The 3,548-nt window shown below is 38.6% G+C and carries 3 protein-coding genes; 1 reads left to right on the forward strand and 2 read right to left on the reverse strand.

Annotation, left to right across the window (positions count from 1 at the left end):
- Nucleotides 1-78: 78 nt before the first annotated feature.
- Nucleotides 79-663: a Uma2 family endonuclease gene (locus tag H6S82_RS24050; protein WP_190460969.1), complete on the forward strand. Its 585-nt coding sequence runs from the start codon at nucleotides 79-81 to the stop codon at nucleotides 661-663.
- 44 nt (nucleotides 664-707) lie between these two features.
- Here the strand turns inward: H6S82_RS24050 and H6S82_RS24055 are convergent, their stop codons facing one another.
- Entirely contained in the window at nucleotides 708-2,066 is a 1,359-nt protein-coding gene (locus tag H6S82_RS24055) for a tetratricopeptide repeat protein (protein ID WP_190460967.1), read from the reverse strand.
- On the reverse strand, nucleotides 2,063-3,409 hold the full coding sequence (locus H6S82_RS24060; protein ID WP_190460965.1) for an AAA family ATPase: 1,347 nt from the start codon (nucleotides 3,407-3,409) through the stop codon (nucleotides 2,063-2,065). The genes H6S82_RS24055 and H6S82_RS24060 overlap by 4 nt, the downstream gene beginning before the upstream one ends.
- Nucleotides 3,410-3,548: the final 139 nt, after the last annotated feature.

Here is a 3,548-nt window from a genome sequence, read left to right on the forward strand (position 1 = left end):
TTGGGTTAAATATCTATACAGAAACCCGGTTTATAGTCCTAAATGATATAATCTTATGGTAACTCTATTTCCAAAACAATGATTGCCGATCGAAGCCAAGATTACATTTCTCCTCAAGATTATCTAGCAGGAGAAGAAATCAGCCCCATCAAGCACGAATATATTGATGGAAAAATCTACGCAATGGCAGGTGCAAATGATGCCCATGTTACCATTTCTCTCAATCTTGGTTCATTGTTAAGAAATCATGTGCGAGGTACTGGTTGCCGTGTCTATATGGTGGATATGAAAGCATTTATTGAAACAGCGAATATCTTTTACTATCCTGATGTGATGGTAACTTGTGATGAACGCGATCGAGCATTTCCAAACCATAAAAAATATCCTTGTTTAATTGTCGAAGTTTTATCCCAAAAAACAGAAGCATTCGATCGAGGTGACAAGTTTGCCGACTATCAGCAATTAGAAACCCTCCAAGAATACGTTTTAATTAGCCAAAAGCGCCAGCGTGTAGAATGTTTCCGTCGCAATGCCGAGGGTTTTTGGGTATTGCAAACATACAATCAAGGCAGCGAAATTCATTTAGCAAGCATTGATTTTCACATTAGCATTGATGCTTTATATGAAGATGTGACTTTCGGAGATAATGAAGCAGGAAATTAGAAACCCGGTTTCTTTGAGAAACCGGGTTTCTGGGCTTCATTTTCTCATTCCACTACCTCAAAAGTTTGATAAAAAACCTGCCAATTACCTTGCTTTTCTAATTCTTCAAATAACTCCTTAATTCGTTCAGCATTCCATTCTGGTAAAGCTTCTTCTCGTTTGGGAGTCAACCAAGGTAAATGCAAAGGTTTCTGCAAAACAATTGCTAAAAATTCTTCCTTTCCCGTTTCTTTAAAAATAAACTTTTGCCCGGTTTTACCAGCCCAAGAATATTTTTGAGGTAGCAAAAATGGCGGTTTATCCATGATAGCATCGATCGCATAACCGAAGGATGGACAGTACAAAACTGTACCCTGTTTACTGCGATTAAACAACAACAATTGATAGTTAGGGTATTCTAGATCGATCGCCATCCAAAGTTTCTTATTTACGGGAATAGTTGGCGGCATTTCTGATGGAGGTGGAAGTTCCAAATATGCGCCTCTATTTAGCCCTATTTGGTTCGCTTCATCTTCTGTTAAAAACTGTAGCCAATTGGGATGAGATTTTGCTTGTTTCTGTAATATTTGCCAAATCGCTTGTTCGTATTGTCCTAGAGAGTAGTAAGCATTGCCTAAACTTTCCAAAGAATTGGCTTCCCCTTGGCGATCTTTGATTTCACGGTAAATAGCTAAAGACTGTTCGTGAAATGCGATCGCTTTTTCAAACTGTCCTAAAGATTGATAAGAATTGCCGATATTATTCAGACAATTCGCTTCTCCTTGGCGATCGCCAATTTCTCGACAAATAGCTAAAGACTGCTGAAAGTATGCGATCGATCTTTTAATTTGTTCCAACGAATCATAATCACTATTTAAATTTTCCATTCCCAAAACTTCGGATTCGATCGCAAACACCCCCGTACTCCAATCAAAAAAATCAGGGGCGCGACGAATCAAGTATGTAATCGCAAAAAGTGGTAAAATAAAAACAAAACAAATGTTACTGAAATCATCTCTAAATTTTTCGCGTCGTTGATTTAAGTGACTCAGAATGGGAGGAACTGTATCGAGATTATAGTAATTACCATCTCCTCCATATCCAGGTTTAATATAAGGTTCTAGGGACTTTTCTAAACCTTGAATTAGGAGAATATTTATATTTTCTCGGTCTGGAAGATTGACCACAATATCGTAGAGATTTTCAACGGGTGGCGTTTTCTTGCCGAATATATCTCGCTTATAGTTCGGTGGTGGTAGCGATAAAACTCGAAACTTTTTTTCGGGTAAATCTTGCTGTATGCGCTGAATTATCCTAGCTGTTTCTGCTGTCGAACATTGGACAAATACAATCCCAAAGCCTTTTCTGCGCTTCAAGGAACGCAGAAGTGCCTGATAAACTTTGTCTGATTTGGTAATATTCATAAGACTTGAACCTTTACAAGTGCATTCTTAAATTTTGTAATTTCTTTAATGAGGGGATGAACATCATGCCAAATTCGTAACTTTCGATTCTCATAATACCGATATTCAAGCAAACACCGATTTAATAGCAACTGTAGGTGTTCCTCGTTATTATTTGCTTGCTTCAAATTAGAAACACTTGCCAAAATCTCCCACTCATTTTCTCGAATAGTTCTTTGATAAGTTTCCCGCGCCTCTTCAATTGCCCATATAGCCGCTTCCTCAGTAATGGGTAACTCATCTATCGATTCGATCGCTTTTTGAATCAATTGCATCAAGTTTCGCACATGACCGCCACTCATCAAACAAAGCAGTTTCAATGTATCGGGACTATCAAACACGGCAGGAGTATCTAGTCCTGCGATCGGCCCTTCTAAAGTTTTAGCTAAATTGGGATCGATCGCCTCAACCCGACGGCAGATAATCTCTCGCATTTTACCTAATCCGGCTTGATTTTCGCTACCATCTGGATTGCGTACCATCACCATTGGTAGTACATCAGGTTTATCATAATTATCTTCAAGCTGTGTTGCTCTACCTGAATACACCATCGCAATAGGTACAGTATAAATAACATGACAAGCTAATCCGCGCAGAATTTCACTCCGATTCAAATAAATCTCATCATAATTACTAGGCTTTCCCTCTTCTTTAGTCTCCACAATTCGATCGAGATTGTCAGCAACTAACACGATGCTGCGATAATTGGCAGGCAACGATTTTTGCGCTTCCTTGATAAAGCTATTTAATGCTTCCAGCAGAGATGGAGTATTAGCATTAATCTTCTGGCGTAATTCTCGTCGCTTGTCTGGAGTCGCCCGCAAACTAGCCGTGATTTTGGCAAACTGAGATATCTGTCCCTCTAAATTCAAGCCATCTAATGAAATGTCAGTAAGCGCCAGATCTTTGAGAGATTCCCAGCGTTCTTTTAGCCAGTTCACCAAAGGATTATGTTCCTGTAAATGAACCGTTTCTACTAAATGTCGCGTACAAGCAAATAAAATATCTGCATATTCAGCATCTTGAGGTTCGATATCCTCATCATCTGCCGCAAAATAAACCACAAAATACTTCTTTTCTTCTAAATATTCTTTTAATCGTAAAAGTTCTGTAGATTTTCCAACACCTCTATGTCCAGAGTAAAGTTGGCAGGTTGCTTGTTTGGATCGAGTAATTTTACGACCCAATTCTCGGATCACTTCCCAACCGCCTCGCACATCTTTGCAATCAACATAAACCTCTTTTTTCGGAGATTGAAATGGTTCAAAAGAACTGTATATTTCGGTTAAATAATCTAAGTCCACAGGCTACCTCAAGTAATTTTAAACTCAAACCTATTATACTATAATAGTGGCAGCAAATATGATATATAACTAAATGGGAAATGAACCTCGTAGACCAACAAAGCTGCAAATCGAACGCCATACCATTTTTTTGGTTAAT

Source organism: Planktothrix sp. FACHB-1355 (assembly GCF_014748295.1).
Taxonomy (GTDB): domain Bacteria; phylum Cyanobacteriota; class Cyanobacteriia; order Cyanobacteriales; family Aerosakkonemataceae; genus Aerosakkonema; species Aerosakkonema funiforme_A.